This is a genomic window from Mycobacterium sp. 852002-51152_SCH6134967, from assembly GCF_001667105.1.
GTDB classification, from domain to species: Bacteria; Actinomycetota; Actinomycetes; order Mycobacteriales; family Mycobacteriaceae; genus Mycobacterium; species Mycobacterium neumannii_A.
Map to the genome: position 1 here is coordinate 1 of NZ_LZIK01000002.1, position 1322 is coordinate 1322.

Here is a 1322-nt window from a genome sequence, read left to right on the forward strand (position 1 = left end):
CGCTTGGGTTCAAGGCATCGATGCAACAGCTGGCGGGTTTGAGAGTAGTTCGTTGAGTGCTTCGGCTGGGGTCCTCCAACCCAGTGTTTTGCGGGGTCGGCCGTTGAGTTCGACGGCGACCTGGTCGAGGTATCCCGGGCCCCAGAAGGAGAGGTCTGTGCCTTTCGGGAAGTATTGGCGCAGCAGTCCGTTGGTGTTCTCGTTGCTGCCGCGTTGCCAGGGCGAGTGCGGGTCGCAGAAGTAGATGTCGAGATCGGTGGCTTCTGCGATGGTTTTGTGATTGGCCATCTCCGAGCCCTGATCCCAGGTCAACGACAAACGCAGGTGTTCGGGCAGTTCGGTGATCTTGGCGATGATGGCGTCCTGCACGGCCTCGGCGGTGTGCCCGTCGGGTAGGTGCAGCAGCATCACGAATCGGGTGCTGCGTTCGACCAGGGTGCCGATCGCCGAGTTCGACGCGGTGCTGCCCATGATGAGGTCGCCTTCCCAGTGGCCCGGGATGGCGCGGTCGTCGACGGTTGGCGGACGTTGGCTGATGTTGATCATGTCCGGGATGCGGCCCTGCCGGGTTCCGGGCTGATGCTGGGATCGGCGGATAGCCCGTTTGGTGCGCAGGCACTGGTGCAACTCACGACGCAAAGCGCCGCGTCCTTGCACGTAGAGCGCCTGATAGATGGCTTCGTGGGACACCCACATCTCCGGTTCGTCGGGGAAGTCCACGCGTAGCCTCAGGGCGATCTGCTCGGGGCTGTGACGCAGCTCCAACCGACTCTGCACCTCCTGACGCAGCGTGTCATTTTTGGCCAGAGTGCTCAACTTGGGGCGTCGAGCGCGATCGGCGCAGCGGTCGTGGGCGGACATCGCGCGGTAGTCCACTTTCGCCGAGGCTCCGCTCTGGTTGGCGCCGAACGCGTGCTTGCGCCGGTACCCGGATTTCTTGGGATTCTTGCGGGGGCGCAGTTCGGTGTTGTTGTCGATCTCGCGCTTGATCGTCGAGGGCGCTCGCTTCAACCGGTCCGCGATCGACCGCATCGACTCGTTCGCGTAGACGCCGGCCTGGATCTCGATGCGTTCCTCGAGGGTCAGCCGCGGCCGTGGGCCGGAGGTGTTCGGTTTGCTGACAGCGGGTTTCACCCCGCCAGCTTCACGGAACCACCGCCGTCCACAGGTCGCTGACACGCCGACGGCCTCACCGGCATCTCCAGCCAACAATCCCTGGCGGATCTGATCCCAGAACAACGGCTTCTTCGACTGAAATAACGCTCGAGACATCACAACACTCCTCAATCAGAAGGGTGTTGCATCCATCCCTTGAAACCGCC

1 protein-coding gene is annotated in these 1322 nt (G+C 63.1%); it reads right to left on the minus strand.

From position 1 onward, the window contains the following. Positions 1 to 9: 9 nt before the first annotated feature. Positions 10 to 1272 carry an IS30 family transposase gene (locus tag A5790_RS00130; protein ID WP_066840398.1) on the minus strand — a complete coding sequence of 421 codons (1263 nt, stop codon included), beginning with the start codon at positions 1270 to 1272 and terminating at the stop codon, positions 10 to 12. Positions 1273 to 1322: the final 50 nt, after the last annotated feature.